General features: G+C 33.4%; 21 protein-coding genes. 9 read left to right on the top strand and 12 right to left on the bottom strand.

Translation table 11 applies throughout. The features are described 5' to 3' along the window. Positions 1-4: 4 nt before the first annotated feature. From GGC63_RS26970 to GGC63_RS26980, 3 genes are read right to left on the bottom strand one after another with little or no spacing between them, the layout of a single operon-like run. Positions 5-484 carry a hypothetical protein gene (locus GGC63_RS26970; protein ID WP_192704939.1) on the bottom strand — a complete coding sequence of 160 codons (480 nt, stop codon included), beginning with the start codon at positions 482-484 and terminating at the stop codon, positions 5-7. Between the two features lie 13 nt (positions 485-497). Beyond that, complete coding sequence (locus GGC63_RS26975) at positions 498-842, bottom strand: hypothetical protein (protein WP_192704940.1); 345 nt, start codon at positions 840-842, stop codon at positions 498-500. A 24-nt stretch (positions 843-866) separates the two neighbouring features. Next, entirely contained in the window at positions 867-2,276 is a 1,410-nt protein-coding gene (locus GGC63_RS26980; protein ID WP_412973899.1) for an ATP-dependent nuclease, read from the bottom strand. A 1,008-nt stretch (positions 2,277-3,284) separates the two neighbouring features. Between GGC63_RS26980 and GGC63_RS26985 the strand changes: the two genes are divergently transcribed. Next, positions 3,285-4,157, top strand: a complete 873-nt coding sequence (locus GGC63_RS26985; RefSeq protein WP_192704942.1) for a tyrosine-type recombinase/integrase — start codon at positions 3,285-3,287, stop codon at positions 4,155-4,157. 208 nt (positions 4,158-4,365) lie between these two features. Here GGC63_RS26985 and GGC63_RS26990 read toward each other — a convergent pair whose 3' ends face one another. Next, the gene (locus tag GGC63_RS26990) at positions 4,366-5,055 is read right to left on the bottom strand and encodes a stalk domain-containing protein (protein ID WP_192704943.1); all 690 of its coding nucleotides are present in this window, start codon (positions 5,053-5,055) and stop codon (positions 4,366-4,368) included. 158 nt (positions 5,056-5,213) lie between these two features. Between GGC63_RS26990 and GGC63_RS26995 the strand changes: the two genes are divergently transcribed. Next, complete coding sequence (locus GGC63_RS26995) at positions 5,214-5,408, top strand: hypothetical protein (protein ID WP_192704944.1); 195 nt, start codon at positions 5,214-5,216, stop codon at positions 5,406-5,408. Positions 5,409-5,505: 97 nt separating this feature from the next. Here GGC63_RS26995 and GGC63_RS27000 read toward each other — a convergent pair whose 3' ends face one another. Together GGC63_RS27000 and GGC63_RS27005 are read right to left on the bottom strand one after the other, a co-directional pair. Continuing rightward, positions 5,506-6,282 (bottom strand): hypothetical protein, encoded by a 777-nt coding sequence (locus GGC63_RS27000; RefSeq protein WP_192704945.1) that lies wholly within the window; start codon positions 6,280-6,282, stop codon positions 5,506-5,508. Between the two features lie 46 nt (positions 6,283-6,328). Then, positions 6,329-7,087 (bottom strand): NPCBM/NEW2 domain-containing protein, encoded by a 759-nt coding sequence (locus GGC63_RS27005; RefSeq protein WP_192704946.1) that lies wholly within the window; start codon positions 7,085-7,087, stop codon positions 6,329-6,331. A 216-nt stretch (positions 7,088-7,303) separates the two neighbouring features. Between GGC63_RS27005 and GGC63_RS27010 the strand changes: the two genes are divergently transcribed. Next, the gene (locus GGC63_RS27010; protein ID WP_192704947.1) at positions 7,304-7,813 is read left to right on the top strand and encodes a DUF1643 domain-containing protein; all 510 of its coding nucleotides are present in this window, start codon (positions 7,304-7,306) and stop codon (positions 7,811-7,813) included. 242 nt (positions 7,814-8,055) lie between these two features. On the opposite strand, the gene GGC63_RS27015 is transcribed toward GGC63_RS27010, so the two are convergent. Continuing rightward, positions 8,056-8,514 carry a hypothetical protein gene (locus GGC63_RS27015; protein WP_192704948.1) on the bottom strand — a complete coding sequence of 153 codons (459 nt, stop codon included), beginning with the start codon at positions 8,512-8,514 and terminating at the stop codon, positions 8,056-8,058. A gap of 227 nt (positions 8,515-8,741) precedes the next feature. Here GGC63_RS27015 and GGC63_RS27020 point away from each other — a divergent pair, with 227 nt between their 5' ends. After that, complete coding sequence (locus tag GGC63_RS27020) at positions 8,742-9,119, top strand: helix-turn-helix domain-containing protein (RefSeq protein ID WP_225948522.1); 378 nt, start codon at positions 8,742-8,744, stop codon at positions 9,117-9,119. 220 nt (positions 9,120-9,339) lie between these two features. On the opposite strand, the gene GGC63_RS27025 is transcribed toward GGC63_RS27020, so the two are convergent. Then, on the bottom strand, positions 9,340-12,540 hold the full coding sequence (locus GGC63_RS27025; RefSeq protein ID WP_192704949.1) for a hypothetical protein: 3,201 nt from the start codon (positions 12,538-12,540) through the stop codon (positions 9,340-9,342). 3 nt (positions 12,541-12,543) lie between these two features. Continuing rightward, complete coding sequence (locus tag GGC63_RS27030; protein WP_192704950.1) at positions 12,544-12,732, bottom strand: hypothetical protein; 189 nt, start codon at positions 12,730-12,732, stop codon at positions 12,544-12,546. Positions 12,733-13,594: 862 nt separating this feature from the next. Here GGC63_RS27030 and GGC63_RS27035 point away from each other — a divergent pair. Both GGC63_RS27035 and GGC63_RS27040 read left to right on the top strand, forming a co-directional pair. Continuing rightward, positions 13,595-14,890 carry a DEAD/DEAH box helicase family protein gene (locus GGC63_RS27035; protein ID WP_192704951.1) on the top strand — a complete coding sequence of 432 codons (1,296 nt, stop codon included), beginning with the start codon at positions 13,595-13,597 and terminating at the stop codon, positions 14,888-14,890. A 499-nt stretch (positions 14,891-15,389) separates the two neighbouring features. After that, a complete protein-coding gene (locus tag GGC63_RS27040) occupies positions 15,390-16,616 on the top strand; it encodes an AbiH family protein (protein WP_192704952.1) in 1,227 nt (408 codons plus the stop codon). A gap of 506 nt (positions 16,617-17,122) precedes the next feature. Here GGC63_RS27040 and GGC63_RS27045 read toward each other — a convergent pair. Beyond that, positions 17,123-17,962, bottom strand: a complete 840-nt coding sequence (locus GGC63_RS27045; RefSeq protein WP_192704953.1) for an SHOCT domain-containing protein — start codon at positions 17,960-17,962, stop codon at positions 17,123-17,125. 548 nt (positions 17,963-18,510) lie between these two features. Between GGC63_RS27045 and GGC63_RS27050 the strand changes: the two genes are divergently transcribed. From GGC63_RS27050 to GGC63_RS27060, 3 genes are all read left to right on the top strand, one after another. Further along, positions 18,511-18,954: a hypothetical protein gene (locus GGC63_RS27050; RefSeq protein WP_192704954.1), complete on the top strand. Its 444-nt coding sequence runs from the start codon at positions 18,511-18,513 to the stop codon at positions 18,952-18,954. Positions 18,955-19,031: 77 nt separating this feature from the next. Next, positions 19,032-19,223 carry a hypothetical protein gene (locus tag GGC63_RS27055; RefSeq protein ID WP_192704955.1) on the top strand — a complete coding sequence of 64 codons (192 nt, stop codon included), beginning with the start codon at positions 19,032-19,034 and terminating at the stop codon, positions 19,221-19,223. A gap of 97 nt (positions 19,224-19,320) precedes the next feature. Continuing rightward, entirely contained in the window at positions 19,321-19,683 is a 363-nt protein-coding gene (locus tag GGC63_RS27060) for a YgiT-type zinc finger protein (protein ID WP_192704956.1), read from the top strand. 707 nt (positions 19,684-20,390) lie between these two features. Here GGC63_RS27060 and GGC63_RS27065 read toward each other — a convergent pair. Then, positions 20,391-20,738, bottom strand: coding sequence for a hypothetical protein (locus GGC63_RS27065; RefSeq protein WP_192704957.1), 348 nt, complete (start codon positions 20,736-20,738; stop codon positions 20,391-20,393). A 278-nt stretch (positions 20,739-21,016) separates the two neighbouring features. Next, positions 21,017-21,991 carry a tyrosine-type recombinase/integrase gene (locus tag GGC63_RS27070; RefSeq protein WP_192704958.1) on the bottom strand — a complete coding sequence of 325 codons (975 nt, stop codon included), beginning with the start codon at positions 21,989-21,991 and terminating at the stop codon, positions 21,017-21,019. Between the last annotated feature and the right edge of the window lie 110 nt (positions 21,992-22,101).

Raw genomic sequence — 22,101 nt, forward strand, 5'->3', positions numbered from 1 at the left:
TTTTTTAAGATAATTCGCGTATGATATCATCAAAAATATCTTCAATTATATCTCTTACCTCTTTAAATTCTGCCCTTCTTTTTTCAATTTCTCTTTCATAATCCTTTTGTGCTAAAGATAAAAACTTAAAGTTACATCTCCAGTTCAATACAATTGTATAAAAATCTTGTACACGCACTGACAAAATAGGTGAAAAATCTTTCAATTCCTTAATAGAATCTTTTAAATTATTCATTAATAAATCTAGTTTCGCTTCCTTGCCATTAATAAGCCATTCAGCTTCTTTGTCATCAATTCCATACATTATATGCCTAACATCGTTAGCTTCTCTTGACATTTCAACTAACAAGAATATTATCCCGTTTATTCGATCTATAGTGACTTTTTTCCAGTCCTTCAATTTGATTATGAGCATTCTCGAATCTGGATAGATATTAAAGGTAGAATTTTTATTATTATTAAAGGAGTCCCTGATGCTGGTCATTGTTATGGTTCTCCTAGTTTATTTCAATATTAAACATACTATTATAGTTATTATTAAATGAATTGATAAAATTCACTTTTTTATAAGAATCTTCACTCTTCTCTAGTATCAAAGAAATTATTTCTTTCAATTCAGGGTCTTTTTCAACCCCTGTTCCTTGCAACTTTTCAATAATCATTTTTATGTACTGAGTTTCTGTAGGATCAGACTCTATACAATCTAATAAGGGTGTAGCTTTTTTAGCAATTAAATATGAACCGACCTTTTCTTTAAGAAATCCCCAATATTTTTTCATAGCCTCCACCGTAAGGCTTGCAACTATTCCATTAGCTACGTCATTAATATTAAATTCAACCATACCTTATTCACTCCCTCTAATAATTTAATTATTATGTTCTTTTATAAACATATAAATTCTTCTTGTTAGTTCCTTAGCTTCATCAGTTAAATCATCAAAGACTTGAATGTGTTTTATTGCAATTTGACAAAATTTCACTTTCCCATTTATAGTACCAGAACCCTGCCCATAATTGGCTTTTCTCCTTTTATTTACAATTATATTATCTATAAATTTTCCAAGATACTTATTTTTATAGTTTTCATAACTAAATTTTCTTTTAAATTGCAGTTCATTTGCTTCGGTCTTTTCATATTCTGCAATTACCTCCATTAATACTTCCTTAGACAATAAATTTTCGATCTCCTTGCATTCTAAGCAATAGTACCTTTCTTTCAATTTACTTCTTAGTTTTTCTTGACGTTCAAATTTATTATCACTGTCTTTATCAGTTACAAGGAAAAGTTTAGCACAAACTTTATCTACATTCATTGATCTGAAAATATCATCGTTATCATGTTCACTTTCTTCCTCATCATCTAAAAAAGACCAGTGAGTAATATTCCCTCCGCTATATTCCACAAAAGAAAAATGTAGGTCTTCTTTAAAGTTATTTGAATAAGTATGTCCCAATGATTTTTGATATAAATCTAAATAATGTCTTATATAATACCTATCAGTTATACCTTCTACCCATATGGTACAGTTAGATAAGAATACTGATGATTTTTTCACCCCTAACATCTCAAGTAAACTGTTATTTTCATTACTAACATTATCAATAACAAACTTCGGCACTTTTTCCCTATTATTATGATCTGTATTGTCTAACTGTTTGTTAAACGAATATATTGATATTTTGTTAATATCCAAAGATAAATCCAGAAAATGATTTGAATGGGTTGATATGAAATACTGGTTTTTATCGAATTCCATAAATGTTTCGAGTAACTTCCTTTGCAAACCCGGATGTAAGAACAATTCTGGCTCCTCTATAAAAACAAGCATATTTTTATCTCGATTAAGAAACAATGGGAAAGTTAAAATAATTAATGACTGGATACCATCTCCTAAATTATATATTGCTTCTTCTTTCTCTCTTCCAATCTTGACCTTCAATACGTCTGAATTTTTTGAAGGTATAAGGGCTATTTCTTCACCATGAAAAAATACTTCGCCTAAAAATTTTTGAAAATCTGCTACGATTTCTCTTTCTGTTAAATCCCCTAAAAGCAGATCTCTTATTTCATCATATAAGTTTAAACCTGTGAATACATTCTCTTTATCATTACCGTTATAGTAGTCGTTTACTGTTCGGTAAAAATAAACATCCTCACCTGCACTAAAAGGTCTTAGTCCCCTTAGGGTTGGAATATATACTTTGTCAAATCTAAATATATTCGGAATGCCTACAAACATTTTTTCTAAAAGTAGATGATATTTCTCACCTAACATATTAAATCCACTTCTTATACTCTCATGATGATTATCATAAAAAAACGTCGATCCATTATACGTTATGGGTAGTTTGTTGTTCAAATTCATAATAAAGTTTACCGATTCTTGGAAGTCGTCCAAATATTTGTGTTCCGAATTTAGCATCTTGATTTCCTGAATATTATTAACCTGTCGTAGTATATCTCCGTAATCTACAAGTCGAAAATTTTCAATAATACTTTTAATCTCTCGTTTATATTCCTTAATCAGAGAATTCAGTTCATTTAAATCTAGCTCATATGTTTCAAATTGATAACTATTCAATTTATATATATTCCTCATAAATCTACTTTTCCCTGAGTTATTGGACCCAACGAACAAATTGATTTTTGATAAGTTACGAATACTACTATTATGGTTTAAAATATATGATTCAAAAGCTTCGCCGGAAAGAAACAAATTCTTTAAATAATAACTCATTTCTCACACCCCTAATCGAGTTTTTACTTCCTTTTTCCCTTACGTAATTCATCAAATATGAAATAATCCATTAAACTAGTATTAGCGTTACCACCACTTACAGAAACTGTTTCGAAATTGTATGAGTAAAGTTTTCTAAGGTAATCTTAATCGCATCCTATCCAAACTTCGATATTTTTAAATAGCTATAGAACTTTCTAAAGCCGGTGGTAAGATCATACATTCCCTCCAAAGAAATGATACCCCTTTAAAAAAGCACCCAAAAACAAGGCTTACGCCTGTTTACGGATGCTTTCGGTTTAGTCATATTCTTTTTAACAAATGCTACCATTGCTTTTATCACGTGTCAAGCTTTCTCAGATATAATTTGGGCTAAATTAATCATGCTTACTTATTCAAGCCCACCACATTTCAATAATCATACATAATATAAATTATGTTTTATTATTGTTTCCTCTATGCTAAAATATTAGTAATAAACCATACATAACTTATCTTGTGGAATAGAATCTAGAACTAAACATAATTTATAAGGAGATCAAAACAATGATACTACTTCAAAAGTTCTCTGAACAGCTTAAGAAAGAAGGAAAGTCACATAATACGATCTATAGTTACCATTTAGCAGTCAAAGATTTCTTTAGCTGGTTCAAAGGCACGTTTGATAAAGAGCCAACCGTTCTTTACGCTCAAAACGTTAAGGATTACGTTCAGTTCCTACAAACAGTAAAAAATCAAGGAGCAACAACAATTAATGCCAAAATAGCCGCACTTCTAAAATACAATTCATTTCTTATATCAATCGGTATTCAGACAGACTTGGTGATATTCAAAAACCAGCGGCGAAAGATACAGCAAAAATTCGCTTCTCCTGCTCAATTTACCACTAAAGACGTAAACAAGTTCATTCAAGCTGTTGTTGAAAAAGGTAATGCAAGGGACTATGCACTTGTTACTTTGTTAACATATACCGGCTGCCGTATTAGTGAAGCTCTTAACATTCAAATCAATAAGGACTTACATCTTTCTTCTAATGAACTGGTCATTCGTGCAGGAAAAGGGGATAAGGAAAGAACAGTATTGCTGAATACAAAAGTAGTCAATGCAATAAAAGCCTACCTAAAAATCAGAAACGAACACAAACATGCTGATAGTCCGTATTTGTTTGTATCGAATAAAGCGGAACGTATGAGCCGCATAACCGCAAACGAAATATTTACACAATATAGTGAGAAAGCAGAGCTTGATCGTAAATTAACGCCACATGACCTTAGGCATCACTTTTGTTCGAATGCCCTCGAGAATGGCTTTAATGTACATGAAGTAGCAAACATAGCTGGGCATTCTAACATCCACACCACCCTTTTATATACCAATCCAACTCGACAAAAAATGCTCGACAAGCTGAACAGGTTATAGTCACGGTAAAATCACAAGGAGATACTAATTCTTGTTGTTTTGTTTTATTCAAAACCTGAATGACAATTCGACCACAAAATTAGTATGTTGTCACGGCAAATATTTCAGCGCTTCTATCCTCCCTCACTTTAGAGATAGCATATATATAACTATATAAAAATAAAAGAGTACCATCCGTGGGTACCCTTCTATCATGGCTGGCACTTTTCTATTTAACAGTGGACTCTTTAAATAAATAAAAATATCCTTCATTTTTCGCACTCACTGCAAATATGGGACGTTGTGTATTTCCAAGTTCTACTGACACTTCTTTTACTTCATCCTTAGAAAGTTTAACTTCTTTTAGTACCTGTCCCTTTTCATTTTGAATTTGTACAGTTATATCTGCACCTTTGGCACCAATAATTGCATTCATTTTTGTATATTGCTTACCGAAGTCTATCTTATCAATTTTAAATGAGCCGCCATGGGCATCGAACTTCTGTCTAAACGCGCCATTGAATTGTTTCCCTGCAACTACTAGTTGCTCTTTATCAATAATTTCTTCTGCATCTCCACCAAATGTTCGTTTATATTTTACATCTGAAGAAAACAAGTTCATCCCATCTACTTTTTCACCTAAAATTACAGTCTTAGTTTCATCATTGTAATCAACAGGTGTATTTAAGGCATTTGAAACAGCTCGTAACGGAACATAAGTAGACCCATTATATGTAATTGGCATTAATTCACTTCCATTTTCATCGGAAGGACGCCAATCCGCACCATTTACTTTAAATTTTATCTCTCCATTTAGGAAAGCTTTAATTTCTTCCAAGGATGATGCAGCTAAAGCGCCAGTTCCCATCCCCATTAATAAAGTAGTTCCAATTACCCCTGCCATAAGTTTTTTTCTCATAGTAGTATTTTCCTTTCTTTTATTAGGTATATATCACTAGATTCGATATTAAGGAAAAAAATCCTTCTTTTTACATGGTTATTTTTTACTATTTTGAAGGATAGCCCCTTATTATGTCGAATATATTACATTAAATTTAAACCAATGGAGGGGTATTTATGTTTACGGCAGGTCAAATTCTAATTTCGCCTTTTGACTTTGATAATGCCAAATTTTTTGGTATAGCTGTTTATGTGTACCAAAATAAAGAAAAAATTGAATATGGAAAAATAACTAAGCATACTGAGAATTGTGTTTACATCAATGATGGTTATTTCATAAAAGAGCTGTGTCAGTTTGTAGTTGCTAATTAATACTGCAAATGCTCAATCTTCTATTTGGTTTATGTTATATTAAAAAAGGCTATCCCCACACAAAAGGGATAGCCTTTCTCTGTTATAGTGTTACAGGTTATGAAGCAGGAATTTTCCTCTTATAATTATGGGATATTCTTTTAAGAATATTACATAAGTTATTTTGTTTATTAACTTTCTTTAAATATATCATTCTCCCAACCTTAACAATTATAAATGCTGGAATCCATATTAATACGATAGCAATTATGAGTAAAGAACCAATTAAAATCATAACATCACTGTAAACTTTTTGATCTGTAATATCTCTTAATATTCCGTTATACCGAAATCCAATGTACTCGTTCCAGATGGGTAGTACTATCAATATAAATATAGAAAAAGGTAATAATCTCTCCACTTTAGACTGTTCGGAAATTGTTTCAATTTGTTCAATTAAATCATCAATTTTCTCGTGAGAATCATAATTTAATTGTAAAAGTTCATATTTCAGTCTCTTTATCTGTTCAGCTTCTAGTTGTTTTCTGTAAGAATCAAATTTATTACCATAATTTGAATAAACGAATTTTTTCGATCGCCAATCTAAGTTAAACGCAGCAATAAAAAACAAACCAACAAGTGAGAAATATAACCAATTCCAAGATGAATTTTTTTCCAAAGATGCGCTGTTATAAAGTAACGATAGAACCCCAGCAAAATAAGCAAAAACACTTATACAAAACAAATAAAATGAAAATTTGATGTTTTTGTATAGTAAGCTATAGATTGATAAATCTTTACTATAGAATTTCATAATCAATGAGACTGTATCTTCTATCTCTGAATTATTATCAACTTGCCTTTTTTTCTGCTTGTTTTGACGCTTGTTTGACACACTGATTCTCCTTTGTTGCCTACTTAATGTTTGTAAAAACAAGCTTCTACTCAAACAATTTTGCTTCAACAAGATCGATGAAAGTATTATCTTTATAAAATTGCTGATCTTCAGTAAATATAATTTTCATCTTTGCAACACCAGTAACATCAATATCTATAGGTATAGCCTTATCTCCACCCATCATCTTTGGACTAGAATAAATTTCTTTACCATCAGCTAGAACCTTAATGGTACCAAAGTTCTTTGAGTTCTTTTTATAATCGTCAATTCCAATAAGTCCTGTTAATTTTCTATACTTACCATCAAGATTATAATCTACTGAACCCATTCCACCTGCTGACAAATAGAATGCACTTTCAAAACCAATGCCATGACTATACTTGGTACCCGCTATGGAAAATTCCCCAGAATAAGATAGAGCATTGCCCTTTACGTCTTGCCACTTATCAATGTGTAATGTTTTGGAACTATCTGTATCTTTACGGGCGTACTCTATATCAGATAAGTAAACCGAACGTCCTTCTTTTTTTCCAACCCATATAGTTCCTGTACCACCTTCATATTCAACATTCTTGCCAAGTGCTTCTCCAATAAATCTTAAAGGAACATATGTTGTTCCATCATAAATGAAACCTTGACCTTCAGAAGGTTTCTTTTCGATTCCGTCAATCTTATATTTTAGACTATTAAAGTAGACCTCAATTTGAGTACCACCAACCGCAGCATAAGTAATACCACTAAAACAAACTGCACCAATTAAGAAACCACTTGCCAACAATCTAATATTTTTCATTCTACTCATTTGAAATTACCTCCGTTTGTATTTTCAAAGGTAAACTTCTCCAAATAGTACAAAACTCCTTTTTTTAATTACATTTTTCTACAAAACATTGGTTATATAGAACCAGTTTCAATTTATGATCAGGATTTTTATACTTTCCAAGCCAAGATATGGACCAAAATCCCTATACAATGTTACAATAATTGGAAATTAAAGTATATGGAGGAACAAATTATTATGAGGAGAGAAGCATTTTTTAGTAACGATTGTAAGTATAGGTATTCTCTTTTAAGAGAGTGGGACACTTCTCTACCAAGAGTCCTTTACATAATGCTAAATCCAAGTGTTGCTGATGCCGAAATAGATGACCAAACAATAAAGCGCTGCACATACTTTGCAGAAAAATTTGGCTTTGGGTCCTTAGAGGTTGTTAATCTTTATGCACTAATATCGACTGATCCATTTGAAATAAAAACAGAATCTGAGCCTATAGGCAAAGATAACGATTATCACATACTTGTAGCTGCAAAAAGAGCAAGTAAAATCATTGTTGCGTGGGGAGAAAAAGGTTTCTATAACCAACGACATAATAAAGTTACAAGAATGCTACATGATAATGGTTACAGCCTTTATTGTTTAAAACTAACAAAAAATGGGCATTATCCGCGTCATCCATCGCGATTACCAAGCTGTTGCCAATTAGAGTTGTTTACGACTGAAGAATTTTTAAAAAAGTTATACAAATAGCAAGCTCATTACAAAGTTGAGAGGAGCTTTGAAACAGGGGGGCTGGTTTACAGTTGGGGAGCTGTAGAATAATTCATATCAGATGGGTACACTACCTTCCAGAAACTCATATTGATTTTTTTACCGAAACGAAAAGAAATCAATACTAGCTTTAAAAAATCTTATAAAAATGCTTAACCCTTACTTGCTCATCGTAAAAAAAGCGAATAACTCTCAAATCCGAAGTTATCCGCTAGTTAAGATTATTTCGAAACTTTCACTGTAGGCATTGTTTCAAATAAAGTAATTATTTCTGAAACTGAATACATCTGACGATACTTTACAATAAGAGCATAAAACTTCGATAATGAGATATTTTCCTTTTCCATGATTGTCTGTACCTTATTCAATTGAAATATACTGGTCTTTAGTGCAAACAATCTTGCGACAACAAGTTGCTTCTTAATTGTTCCTTGAGCGTTTACGTAAGCATCTTCAAACTCTTTACAATTTTGGAACGAACTTTTGTCTTGCATATAAGTAATAAATTTATGTACAAGCAAAATTTTGGTCATTCCTTCTCCTTTAAGTATGATGAAGTTATAAAAGTCTTGCAATGTTTCCTTGTCTGTAATGAATTGCAAGAGCTGACTTAATACTCGCCCCTTAAAACCCATTTCAATTAATTCTTGTGTAATGATAGCATCTTTCTTCCGCTCCATTTTTTTCTCCTCCTGTGGCAACATACATAATCAATCAAATTATTTAACCTGCAACTGACTCCTTAAAATGAACTCCTACCTACCAACAACCTTTTGATTTGTGTTATAAACACAAATTATCATTAATATAATGTGTTGTCAACTCATTAACTAATCAAAATTGTGTTGACTGCATTGTTTTTTGTGTTGTAAGGTGTGACTATATCATTAAAACTAGGAGGAAGGTCATGTTGCATAGCAGGATTAAAATGATTAGAGAATATGTGGGATTATCACAGAGGGAGTTTGGTGAGCAATTAGGAGTAAGTAGAGACGTAATTAGTAATTTAGAATATAACCGAGTCGAGCCTAAAGAATTGCTGCTAAAGCATATTTGTAAACTTTATTCTGTTAGTGAGACATGGTTGGAAACAGGCGAAGGAGAAATGTTCATAGATAACAAAAATCAAAATAAGAAGCTCGATGAAGCAGTTGATCTTTTCAAAAAATTACATCCGGATTTTCAGGACTATGCATTAGAGCAATTAAAAAAGTTAACAGAATTACAGTCCAAGGTCTTCTCGGATTCCGGTTTACAAGGTTTCAAGGTTCCTGATATAGGCTAAAGTTAAATAATACTACAAGTGCATTTAGCATCTAGCACTTGTAGTATCGTTATAAAATTATATTAATTGAACCATACTTACTGAATAAGGTCGATTCTGTAGCATTTATACGAACATTTTGATAAGTGATTTCGATTTCGATGTAGTTGTTACTTGTGCCAGCCTCTAGCTGTATGAATACTATCACTGGATAGCTCTGGTGTATGGTAGCTTGCTTGTGTTAGTTCAAATCAATTCTAGAACCAGCCAGCCTAATACTACCAGTTGCATTAAGGTTAATGTCACCATTCACTTCTGCAGTAAGTCCATCATTGTCTATTTTTACTATACTGCCATTAGTAAGTTCAAGTTTAATCTCGTCTCCCGCTGAACTTATCTCAATTCTTGTTCCTAGAGAATGTAAGAGTTGAATCGAGCCATTACTAGACATCGCCTTAACTTCGCTACCGCTAAGTTTTATCTCACCATTATTTGAGATAATATCTAATCCAAAGTCATGTAACACAACGTCCCTTATATCACCAGAATTACTCGCGTTATATTTTAAATGAAACTCAGTTGGGAGCTTGTAAATATAACCTCTAGCACTATCCCCAAAAGATGTACCAGTGTTCTCTATATAACCGTCTCCTGCACCCCATACACTATATGGATACGATGCAATGCCTGAATCCTGAAAGGCAAATTTCAACTTTTCTGTATCCTTTGTTTCATATTTATATGCAACCAAAGGAGTCACTTCTGTGGTCAGGTATTTCTTTTCAGCATCCTTCCAGTAAAGCGCATTTCCTTTTGAATCAACAGCAGGAGTTTTCCCAATGATTTGTCCAGTAATCCATCTAGCTTCATTTTTCATAATGTCAATGTAATCAACATACTCTCCTACATTTCCATCTTTGACTAATGTCTTTAAGTGGTTGACTGTTAGGTCTGCAATGTAACCTTCGTTTGCTGTGATAGTATTGGTAATAATATGTTCTGATGTAATAGTGCTTGCTCCAATGATATCGAATTTATTGAGATACAACTTACGTTCATTACCATCTATAAGCATATCGCCATTATTTGATATTATCCTTAACCGAATCGCTTCTAGGTCTTCCGCATAAAGCTTCCCGTCTAATCCAACATAAAATTTCTTTACCCATAAAGGGCTTGAAGCCGTCCCTTTATTAGCTTCAATGCTGATACCTTCTGTGGCGTTTAAGACTGTTCTATTCAGCATGTTGTCTCTTGTAACCACTATACCATTCTCAGCATCAATAACAGTATTGTTATAGTTGCGCCCCAACTGCAACGAACTCTTCTCTAGAAAGTCAGCAAGCTTCCCTCTTGCTCCTTCATAAGCTTTATAAAAGTCCTCCCACATGGTATGGAAAATATTCCTTGTTGAACCAAGATCAGTGACGATATTCGTTGTGGCATTCATATCTTCCAGAATAGGAATCATATAGTATGTCAGGTCATTGTACGTTTTCTCTAATGTATTCCTAGCCGCGACTAACTGATTCTTGGCATTATCGAGTCCGTAATAAGAATAATCCCTGTCATTGTATATGGTTGATGAGTATTTTTCCAACTGCTCTTTCAGCGCAGTATATTGTTTCGTAATACTCTTATATTGATTAGATAAAGTTATCTTTTCTGTTGCTACAATAACATCATCGAGAATAATGGAATCTAGTGCCGAGAAATCAAGATTCAATGCATTGGCATCAAGCAGCACATCACCGTTCTTAGTTTCAATCCTTAATCGCTTCGCTACCAAATCTTCCGCTATAAGTGTGCCATCGGTATACTCTGAGCTGCCAATCGAAGCATAAACTTTGTTTACCCACTTACTGTTTTCCCATTTCTGCAATGCCAAACCATTTGTCGCATTTAACACTGAGCGATATTTTCCATCATTTCTCAAAGCAATAAATCCATAGTTTCCGATCACTACGTTATTGTAAAACTGCCCCATATTTAGACCAGAATAGAATTGTGCATCCTCGATCTTATTCCGAAGATTCTTTTCTTCATCGTAGTAGGTTTTGAACTTCAAGATAAACTCTGCTCTGTCTGGAATCTCACTGGTCAGATCAGTCATTGGAGAATTGATGTTAATGTTAAGCGGTTCTCTCCCAACAATATCAATATACTGCTTCAAGTAATCCAACAAGGCATTATATGCGTTGGTCAACGGTGTCGTTGAGTAAAGATCAATTGTGCTTGGGGTCTTAGTGAAGAATTGAGCGTTGATATCGAAGATATCGTCTCGTTGCGAACGTTGATATTCGGCAGCTTGCTCAAGCATTCTATGGTAGCCGGCTTCGATCTTATACCCTTCAGTGATGATTTGCATTTTTTCCATGCTTGTAAGTTTGCTGTCCATTACAATGTTATCGAAGTCACCAATATTCAGATAGTTGTTCTCTGCATCTAAAATCAAATCTCCAACATTATTGACAACCTTAATATTTTGAGCAACAAGATCATGAGTATACAATGTGCCATCTTTCGGGTCAGCCCACATAACCTTTTCCCATCCATCAGGATGTTTAGTGGTATCAGTTGTCTTTCTGTCAATAACAAATCCTTCGATTTGATCAAGCTTTACCCTCGTTATATCGTTGAACGACCAAAGACCAAACTTCTCTGGATTTTCATCCACTAAGCCAAGCTTCATAACAAGTCTGCCATTCCTATCAAATATTTCACCTTTTGACCCTTGGAATTTCAAGATTCCATGCTCGTCTTCAAGTGCAAGATTAGTACCAGTGAATAGCTTGCCATATACCCTTTCCCCAACGATCAAATGCTTCTGGTAATAATCGGTCAGGACGTTTAGAGTAAGCATTTTCAATTTAGGCTCAACAATTTGGTACGTAAAGTAGCTGTCAATACCTGCTTTATTTATTCTGAATACGGAAAGGGTTCCACCAATGCCTTCATAAGCAATGCTGTCAAATACAGTTTTGTAAGTTTCTTTAACAGTACAACCGCTAAATAAATTTGACCAAGCAACCTCATGTGATTCCATAGTTTTCATTCCAGCGGTTAGAACGTAAATGCCGTCAACAGGAATATTACTGTGAATCACTGGGACGAAGTCATTGTACGATGAGAGTTGATGAATGATAGTCTGCTCTCCGTTATGTTCACATACTACGATTTCAATTACTTGTTTATTATAGGAATGATTGATAATTGCTCTTAGCTGCTCAATATCCCTAACCTCTATCTTCTGAAACTGCTCCATGATACTATAACAATAATTCAGATCACCGGAACAAAATATTACCTTATCATCAATCTGATGTAGCTTAACTGCTTTTGTATCAAGTCTATATAATTGACCGTCTAAAAATACTGATGTAGCTGAATCTGAGCCAATAAAAATATCATCCTTTGTCTGTATAATTGTAGCATTACTCATAGCTTAACATCTTTCCTTCAAAAACTGCTCAAGCCTATTCTTTAATTCCTCTGAAACTACATACAAATCATTATGCAGCCACCTGCTGAGATGTTCTCTAGAGACTGTAACTTCTTTAGCAATAAATGCTATTGGAGTTCCAAATCTCTCTTGTAATCCAAATAAAGCTTTCCGTAATTCCTTATCGTTCATTTTAAACATCACTCCTTAGTAATAATACAAACCTGTGATCTAATAAAGCATAAATAAAAAACCCACCGATATATCTCGGAGGGCTTCACTTCATATAGTGATTGGTACAACAGTAATTCCACTTTCTTGGCAAATATGTTACGCAAAATAATGTATTCAAGTACGATGTTACTTATGCTTACCACCAACAAGTGTACTAAAAGTGGTGCCAACCTACCACACATGCACCTGAGACAGCACAGAATGGATTGTAGAGCATCTGATTAATGAAAGTGACCCGTTATTCGGAAAGAGCATAAGTCGCTTAAAACAGCCATAGAATCAGTTAAAATGAATACACGGTACTTTAATAAGCAAGTACGTATATAAACCTAAAAGTATCATATTTTTCTGGTCTTTTCTAATTAGTGTTTTATTATATTTTATACTCTTTTATAAAATATATTATATATTATTAATTCTAATTAGATATGATCAGCAAAATTTGTTACTTTTGGGAAAATGCAAAAATATTATCATCTTTCTACTCCCATCTACTAAGTTTTTTCTGGTTTACTGTGTGTTTTATCGTAATATATCCATAACTATATTAAGTAAAATTCTTCGCTCAGAACTATCTGCCGAAATTATAGAACTGCCCTGCCTTTTAAAGCTTTATTAAGTGAGACTCCCCAACGGGGAGTTTTTTATTTTTGTTTAGTATATCACGTTTTCGTAACAGGAGGTGAAACTACATGAACGATTCGGATTTGCTGTTTGACTTTGGTTCGATTTAAGCAGAATTATGTAACCATCTTATATTCATTGCTACACAATGTGGCATAAGAATCTATCTTATCAAAAACTAAAAGGAGAAATGAGAATGACAACTGTAAACGTTATAGATGCACCATGTGGTTACGGTAAAACATCGTGGGCTATTCAATATATGAGCACTCAGGATACTGGGTTTCACCGATTTATCTATGTAACACCCTTTCTTGAGGAAGTGACTAGAGTTCAGGAATGCGTCTCACATCGTTTCTTTCATGAGCCAATATCCTCGAACGGCGTAACTAAACTAGATGACTTACATCGATTGCTAGGGCAAGGCAAGGATATTGCAACGACTCATGCACTTTTTCAGATGGCAAACGCTGAAACAAAGGAACTTATACGAAGCAATAACTACACCTTGGTTCTTGATGAAGTAATGAATGTTATCGAACAAGTTCCACTGAAGAAAAATGACTTGGACATACTAATCGAAGCTCGTCTAATTGAATTTGATGTTAATGACAAGGGATTAACATATATCAAATGGAATGAAGAGAAGGGCGATTATGATACCGAATATAATCACATTAAACAAATGGCACTGGCAAACAACCTTATGTACTGTGACAATTCGGCTCTAATTTGGAATATGCCATGTGATATTTTTTCGATGTTCAAGGATGTTTTCATTCTTACCTACCTATTCAAAGGTCAGTTCCAAAAATACTATTATGACTTGCATGGAATAAAGTATAGATACTTATCTGTTTCAAAAGACCAAGATGTATTTAACCTTGTTCCTTATCAGGATCGAGAAGTTCACGATAAGTATGGGCTTAATCAGCTAATTTCAATTTATGAGGGTCATCTAAATACTATCGGAGATAAACGAAATGCACTGTCTACAAGTTGGTTTGAAAATCACAAAAATAAAGATTGCATACCAATACTAAAGAATAATACTTACAACTTTTTCACCAACATCTGTAAGGCAAACAATAAAACAGCACTTTGGACTACTGTCATGGGTAACAAAGAACAAAATAGGAAGAAAGTTCAACCAAAAAGCTTTACCAAGTGTTTTATCCCTATGACTTCGAGAGCAACAAATCTTTACAAAGAAAGATACCATCTTGCATATATAATCAACAGGTTCATGAATCCTATCGAGAAGAAGTTTTTTGAGCAGTACAATGTGAAGGTAGATCAGGATGCATGGGCATTATCTGAACTTATTCAATGGGTATGGAGGAGTCGTATTCGAGAAGGTCAGTCGATAAATATTTATATTCCTAGCAAAAGAATGCGGGATTTGTTCCAACATTATTTGACTTCCTATGATTTCGAAGAACCTCCAGCAAATGCTATTATTGATGAGTCTCCAAATGACTGGCATATCTAGTTTCTAGGCAAAAGATTGCCTAAACACACACGAAAAGGTTAGTAAAAACAAGAAGTTTTTGGGGATTTCCTTAAAAAGAAAAAGAATAAAAAACTCTATCCCTTTTATTAATAAAAAGGTGTTGAGGAAAAAGATCCTTTCACCTCTCCACATATATTTGAATATACAAATATTTAAGCTAACTTCATCAAGTTATCCGCCAGACGAATCAATGAGCGATGCGAATTGATTCGTAGACAAGGACAAAAGCGAAGCGTTGTCCGCGTCAGTTAGGGGTATATACCTATGCTAGACTAGCCCTTACATCATCACAATTGAATCGAAATTTTTTCGAGAGACAAGAAGCACAGATATAACAAATGCCAGTAGTTATACATACAAGTGTATGTGTGAATAAAAACATGGTTACTAAAATACGAAAAATGTATAATATTATCAACTAAATTACAACAATATATAGTTCAAAATATGTGAACTGAATTTTTAGGAGGATATCCTATTGAAAATATTAGTTATTGGGAATGGATTTGACTTGGCTCATGGATTACCAACAAAATATAATCATTTCTTAGAATTTCTTACTTTAATCGAAAAAATGTCTACGTATCCTAATAAGCCATTAAATTTTTTAAATGTATTAAAAGAATCATCGGTTGACCATTATATCCAAAAGTACATTGAGGATTTACTTTCAAAAATAACTGATGAATATAAAATAAATAACTTTGATGGAAAATTTTTCGAATTCCAAGACCTCGATGTTTTGGTAAAAAAATCAAAGGACGAGTTACTTCAAGAATTAATTACACACCTTGAAAAAAATTTATGGTACGAGCACTTCATGAAGGCGAAATCTTACATTAATGAGGGATGGATAGATTTTGAATCAGAAATATCAAGAGTGATACAAGTTCTCGACCAGTGTAAAACCAAAGAATTATTTGACATTCGAGACGTAGTAGATGAAGATATTGGGAAAATTCTTTCGTCCGTTAGTATTCAAGAAGATTCAGGTAAGTTCAAGGTTGATGAAAAAAAACTTCAAAAACTTGAAGAAGATTTAAATAAGCTAATACGCAGTTTGGAAATATTTCTAGAGGAATGTGTTGGTAAAATTAACATTGAGCGCATACTTCCCGACATACATGGTATCAGGTTTAATAAAGTATTGAGTTTTAATTATACAAACACTTATAAGAAAATCTATGAACCTTTTCTGATGCAGCAAACTTATGCGCCTAGTCAGTTTGAATATGACTTTATTCATGGTAAAGCAAATATTGAAAACGATATTGATACGAATAACATGGTCTTAGGAATTGACGAGTATTTAGACTATACAGAAATGAGTAAAAATACAACTTTCATATCTTTCAAAAAATATTTCCAAAGAATACACAAGGAAACAGGTTGCGAATATAAAAATTGGCTAGGAGAGCGAAATCAAAGCAACGAACTTGTTATTTTTGGACATTCACTTGATATAACCGACAAGGATATCCTTCGGGAATTAATACTAACCGATAAAATGAAAACTACAATCTTTTACTACAACAAGAAAGTATATGCTTCTCAGATCGCAAATTTAGTAAAAGTTTTAGGCAAAGATGAATTGATTAAACGCGTCTACGGTAGCAAAAAGAGTATTATTTTTAAGCAGCAACAAGACCCAACTAAAATAACAGAACCATCCCAAATTTCCGAAGTAGTGGTTTCTGAAAAATAAAACTAGTGAAGTATTACGACTAACCGAACCCCATTCAGTTAGTTCACAACTCAATTGAATCTAAGTTTTATTCAGATTGAAGGAGTTGGGTTATGAGCGAAAATAAAGACGATGGAAACAAACCCAGAATCCTTTATAGGGAAATGCTTAGAGGAATTGCGGGAACTTCTTTTTAGGCAGAGATGGCTTATATGAACAGAAAGCGAAATATGAAGCAAGGAAGGTAAACCAGATTACAGCGAAGGTGAGATCAATCTATACAAATGTCCAATGTGCGGCTCTGATGATGTAGCAATGTTGATTAGACCTAGAACTATACAGGAAAAACGACATAATACAGAACATAAGAGTGCGCGGCGGTAAGTATTCAGGATTTGGCGAGACATATTACGATTCCAAGGTTAAAGATAAAGATGAGTTAGCTGATTGATGACAATTAAGCTGTCCCTTCAAGAAAATAAACCAGAAATGGCAGTTATCCACTTCTGGTTTATTTTCAATTCCGATTATCCTATCAACTTCTTCTTCTGTGCTTCAAACTCATCGCCGCTGATTATTCCCTCATCTTTTAGCTGGACAAGCTTTCTAAGTTCATCAGCAACAGACACATTTCCTTGTGAATTACTGCTACTTGTTGAAATCTCTTTTCGTTTATCTTCCTCATCGGCTTGTCTGATAAGGACTCCAATTAATTGATGGCAATGATACGCCGTATTGTAAGCATCTTTATATTCATGGCTGTCTTTCGCATATGAAGTAAAATCCGAATCTAGGAAAGCAATCTTATGAATCGGGTTTGCAGTATCATTGACAATTATGTTCAACTCAATCTTTTTCACTTTTTCTTGACTTGTAGTCGAACCAGAAAGTCCTCCGATTAATGCCCCGACACCACCAGCGAGCAAACCGCCTAACAATGCTCCTCCTAATTGGCTACCCCTGTTCGTTGACGTAACACTAATACCATCAGTCAGAATTTCTGATTTCAAAATATCCCTATATTTATACGTCTTATCCTTATGATAGAAGTTTGTATTGACAAAGGATATCTGCTTTGAATTTTCGTCAATTGATAGAGTAATGTCTCCGCTTGGTGATGAGTATTTTTGCGTTGACTTGTAGTTTGGCATACGGTTTAAGCGATCTTCTGCTTCTTTTTGTTTTTTCGATCGTTCTTCATTATCAATTTCTTTTTGTTTATTTTGACAATACCAAACACCGATACCAAATATCACAAGAAAAGACCATGCTATAAATGGATGATCGCCACCACCACCAGTTAATATAATTGCAATGAAGAAAATTATTGCTAGTAACGCTGAAACACCACTCAGAACTCCATACATTCTGCTAATTCCCCTTATTGTTCAAGTTTTTAATTCTATAATATGTCAGTTCAGCCGATGTTTTCAACATTTTGATCTATTTTGATGATCTGTAATAGCTTCCTTTGCTCCAGTACTCTCGAATATATGGTGCCAACTTATGTCATTTGAATTTTGAAACATTCGAATTGTAATACAAGAAAATCAGCTAAGACTTGTCCATGTCAGGCTCTTATCAGGGAAATAAAAGTGTAGTACTTTATTTGGCATTACTAACTTAATTATAGTTATTAATAAAAATATAGATATTTTCGTTTTTATGTGCTACCATATTCGTTATTAACATTTCTGTCGAAAGAGATGAGCAAATATGGACTTCCCTACATGTCAGATACCCGATAATAACTCATACGTTTGTGATAAGCAGAGTAGCTAAGCTACTCTGCTTTTTTATTTGGAAAATCTAGTGCTGTTCTTTTTTTGGCATTCATAAAGGAGGTGACTGGAATTGTAATTTTGCGACTCATGAGTAGTAAAAAGTTTAAATTATTTGAAAGGATTGATTACTTATGGCAGGCAATAAATCTACATTTAAAATATTTTCTAATGAAGACCAAATATTTATTGGAGAGATTTTATCTTCACCCGCCATTGGCAAAATGTTTTCCAAAAAAAGTGACTATTTATCGTGTATTAATGAATTTAAGAAATCAATTAAATATTTCGGATTAGCTAATCAAAACAAGAACACTACTGCTATCTTCGTTTTGAAAGGTCATGTCGAGGTTGAAATTATAGAAAAAGAAGATTGTGTCTTTATAAATGTTACTTTTATAAATAACAATACTATTTCTGGCTTCTTAGGCTTAACAGATACAAAGGGATTTGGCTTTGAAAAATTTAATGAATGCTACAAGCAAAAACCCCATGTCTTAGTTTCTCTGATATGTAATGAGTCTCAAGAAGAAACGCTGATTTTTGGGGTTAACAATGTTAAGTTAACAACTTTATAACTTACAAAACGAATTGGTTTAATTATCCCTGTAAACCAAATAAACTCTAAGCTGAACTTTGAGAAAGGTCTGGTTTAATGAACAATAATTATGAGAACCCTCCAGATAAGGTAAAGAAGAATAACTTCAATATTATTGATTTGGCAAGGCGGAAGAAGAAAAAGAACACCTTATCTCCAAATCCATTATTAATTAATAAACCTGTGAAATTCAGCGAAATAAGTGAGGAAGCACGTAGGGAGACTCAGCAGATGTTGCTTGATGAATGAGTCAGTAAAATACTCCAAGAACCAAAAATCAAATGAAGCGGGTTTCCAGGTGCTTTTTACTAACATAGTTATTCGTTCTAAAAGGAGAGTCTTAATAATGAATGAACATGATAAAAATAGAATTGAAAGTCCCGAATCGTTTGAAGAAAAAAGCCTTGAGGAAATGTTTGAATTAGCACTAGGCAAGGATGAACTAGAAAGACAAAAAACACTCCATCAAAAGAGAATGCTTAAACCAGATTACAGCAAATCCGATTTGAATATATCCGAATGTGTATTCTGCGGTTCTGAAGATGTTCCAAATGTACAAATAAATATCGAAATGCATCCGAATAATAACAATATTATAAGTTTTAATGTCAAAGTCAGAGCAGCTAAGTGTTTAAAATGTGGTGAAGAATATTATGATAGTGAAACAACTGAACTTCTGAGAAAAATCGAACAATTATTAAAGGATTGACTGTATTTCTGGGACGAACACCTCTGTAGAGTAAACGAGGGTATTCTAAATTCTTTTAGAAGTTCAGTCAAATGCATGATTACCTGTCTAAATAAAAGAATCATTTTATTTAATTATTGGGAGTGGATTATGGATAATAACAAAGATACTAGGAGTAAAAGAATATCTGAAAAATAATATTGCCCAAAATTTGGAAGCAAGCGAAAAAAAACGAAGAATTATTAAAGAAAAAATATCTTGCTAGAAAACAAGGATTAGGTAATAACAATGCCAAACTATCCAAAAGAACAACACTCAATGTTGTAGAAATTAAAAATTATATAAGTAAGAAATCAATTGTGAACAATTTTACGAACAAAGAACCAATTCCTTTCCATAAAATGAACGAACAAGATCAACGAGAGAGCATGGAATCTTTGTTAGACGATTAAGAGTAAAAAAATACAAAAACAAACCCAAGAAGAGCATAATCTTCTTGGGTTTGTTGATATCTGCAACGCTTTGAAGTACTAATTTTAAAAGGAGTGTGAAAAATAGACCATCACCTATTCGCAGCAAAGTTTAAAACCAGAGTAGAGAATGGTTTTTTTGATTTAGTCGTGTCTACACTAGATTCCCTTTCGTATCTCAGAAACCCTACATTCACCTTATGTGATTGAAAGGAGGAACATAAATAACAATGTTTAAAACGATTTACAAACTGGACATTATTTTGATTCTAAAATATTAGAAATATTTTGCAAAAGCTTTATTATCTCAGAAAAACCGATAATTACCAATCCGCCAATAATACTTCCAACCCACCATTGTATCGCAACCGCGAATTGAAAGCCACTTACTTCTTTCATTCTTCCAGATATAGAAGATAGCTCGTAAGTAACTTTATTCCCAAAATAAATGCCGCATATGATTCCAGCAATAATCTCTACAACACCAATGATAAGTAGCATTTTAGAGATAAGATTGGTTGTCTCAGCTTTGTGTAAGTCAGTGTAGAAAGCTTTTCTGTTTCTCTCTTGTTGTTCAGTTAGATTAAATTCTTGATCGTTGCTCATAGTATGTCCTGTCCCCTTATGTAATCTGATTTGTTGAATGATGTGGTAAGTTAAAACCATCCATTTCCAACTATTCATAAGATTACTCTAAAGGTATCAAATTGTAAAATAAATCTTACGGACGATACAAAACTTATATTTCATTTTTTCCAAAATTACTATACCCTCTCAAACGATCATTTTCGGCTTCTAAGACTTTTCACGCTCTGGTAAGGGTATATAAGCTTACAATGCTTTCAAGTTAACTTCTACGCGCCTTTGGGCTGCAACACTATTCATTAGACCTCCATATGGGCGAGAGGACTATGCTTTTGATATTTCTTCCCAATTTCCTCATCAGTGAAGTCAAGATAAGCCTTTTGAGTTACCTCAACAGATGAATGTCCAAGAATGCGGCATAGACTAAACCAATCACCGTTATTTAGAATGTAGTATTTCGCAAAATTATTCCTTAGTTGATGCGGGAAAATTTTAACTCCTACCTGTTCACCGGCTTGTCTTAATGCCCGTTCATAATTACGTATTTCTAATTGTGTCCCTCTTGTTGTCGGGAATAGAAACGGAGATTCCGAATATCGGTCTTTGTACTTCATCCATTGCTTTAAATCATTCGCTAACTTAAAAGAAAAATAAACATACCTCTCTTGTCTATTTTTGGGATTTGTAATCAATATACTTTTGTGCTGAAAATCAATATGTTCAGGAAATAATGCTAAACACTCGCCTATTCTCATTCCTGTATCGAGCAAAAGTCTTGTAATGACGTAATTTCGATAACCATGAAACGTTGAGGTATCGAATTGTTTAAAGACCCTCTTGATTTCATCAGGAGTTAGAGTCTTCTTCACCTTGCGTTCAGGCTTCGGGTTTTCAATGCTATCCATTGGATTTTTCGGGATTTCTCTTTCTGCATGGTACAGATAATTGAAAAATACTTTGATATTCCGAATGTAGTTGGCAATAGTAGTTGTTGATATATCTTTTTTAAAATCACTTCTGTTGTTAGGATAATTTATCTTCTTGCTCTCTTCCTTATTGACAACCGTGTATTTGCCGCGCTCACGCAAATACTTAATGTACTGCCGAATATGTCCCGTTTGTACTTTCTTCACTTCTTCGATGCTAAAGCTTTCCTTGAGGAACAAAGCAAATAATTTTAATGTCTGTTCATAGCTTGCCAAAGTCTTGCGAGATAAATTCTTGGAGGAACAAAAAAGCATAAAGTTGTCGATGTGAAATTCAAAGTCCGTCATAAAAAAATACCACTCCTTTATTGGCTTCTGGGAAGTCCAATAAACAAATGGTATTTGTTGGCTTTTCACTTCGATATTTATCGGCTCAAAATGGCTCATTTCCGATATTT

The sequence above is a fragment of the Paenibacillus sp. OAS669 genome, assembly GCF_014873645.1.
Classification (GTDB): Bacteria; Bacillota; Bacilli; order Paenibacillales; family NBRC-103111; genus Paenibacillus_S; species Paenibacillus_S vulneris.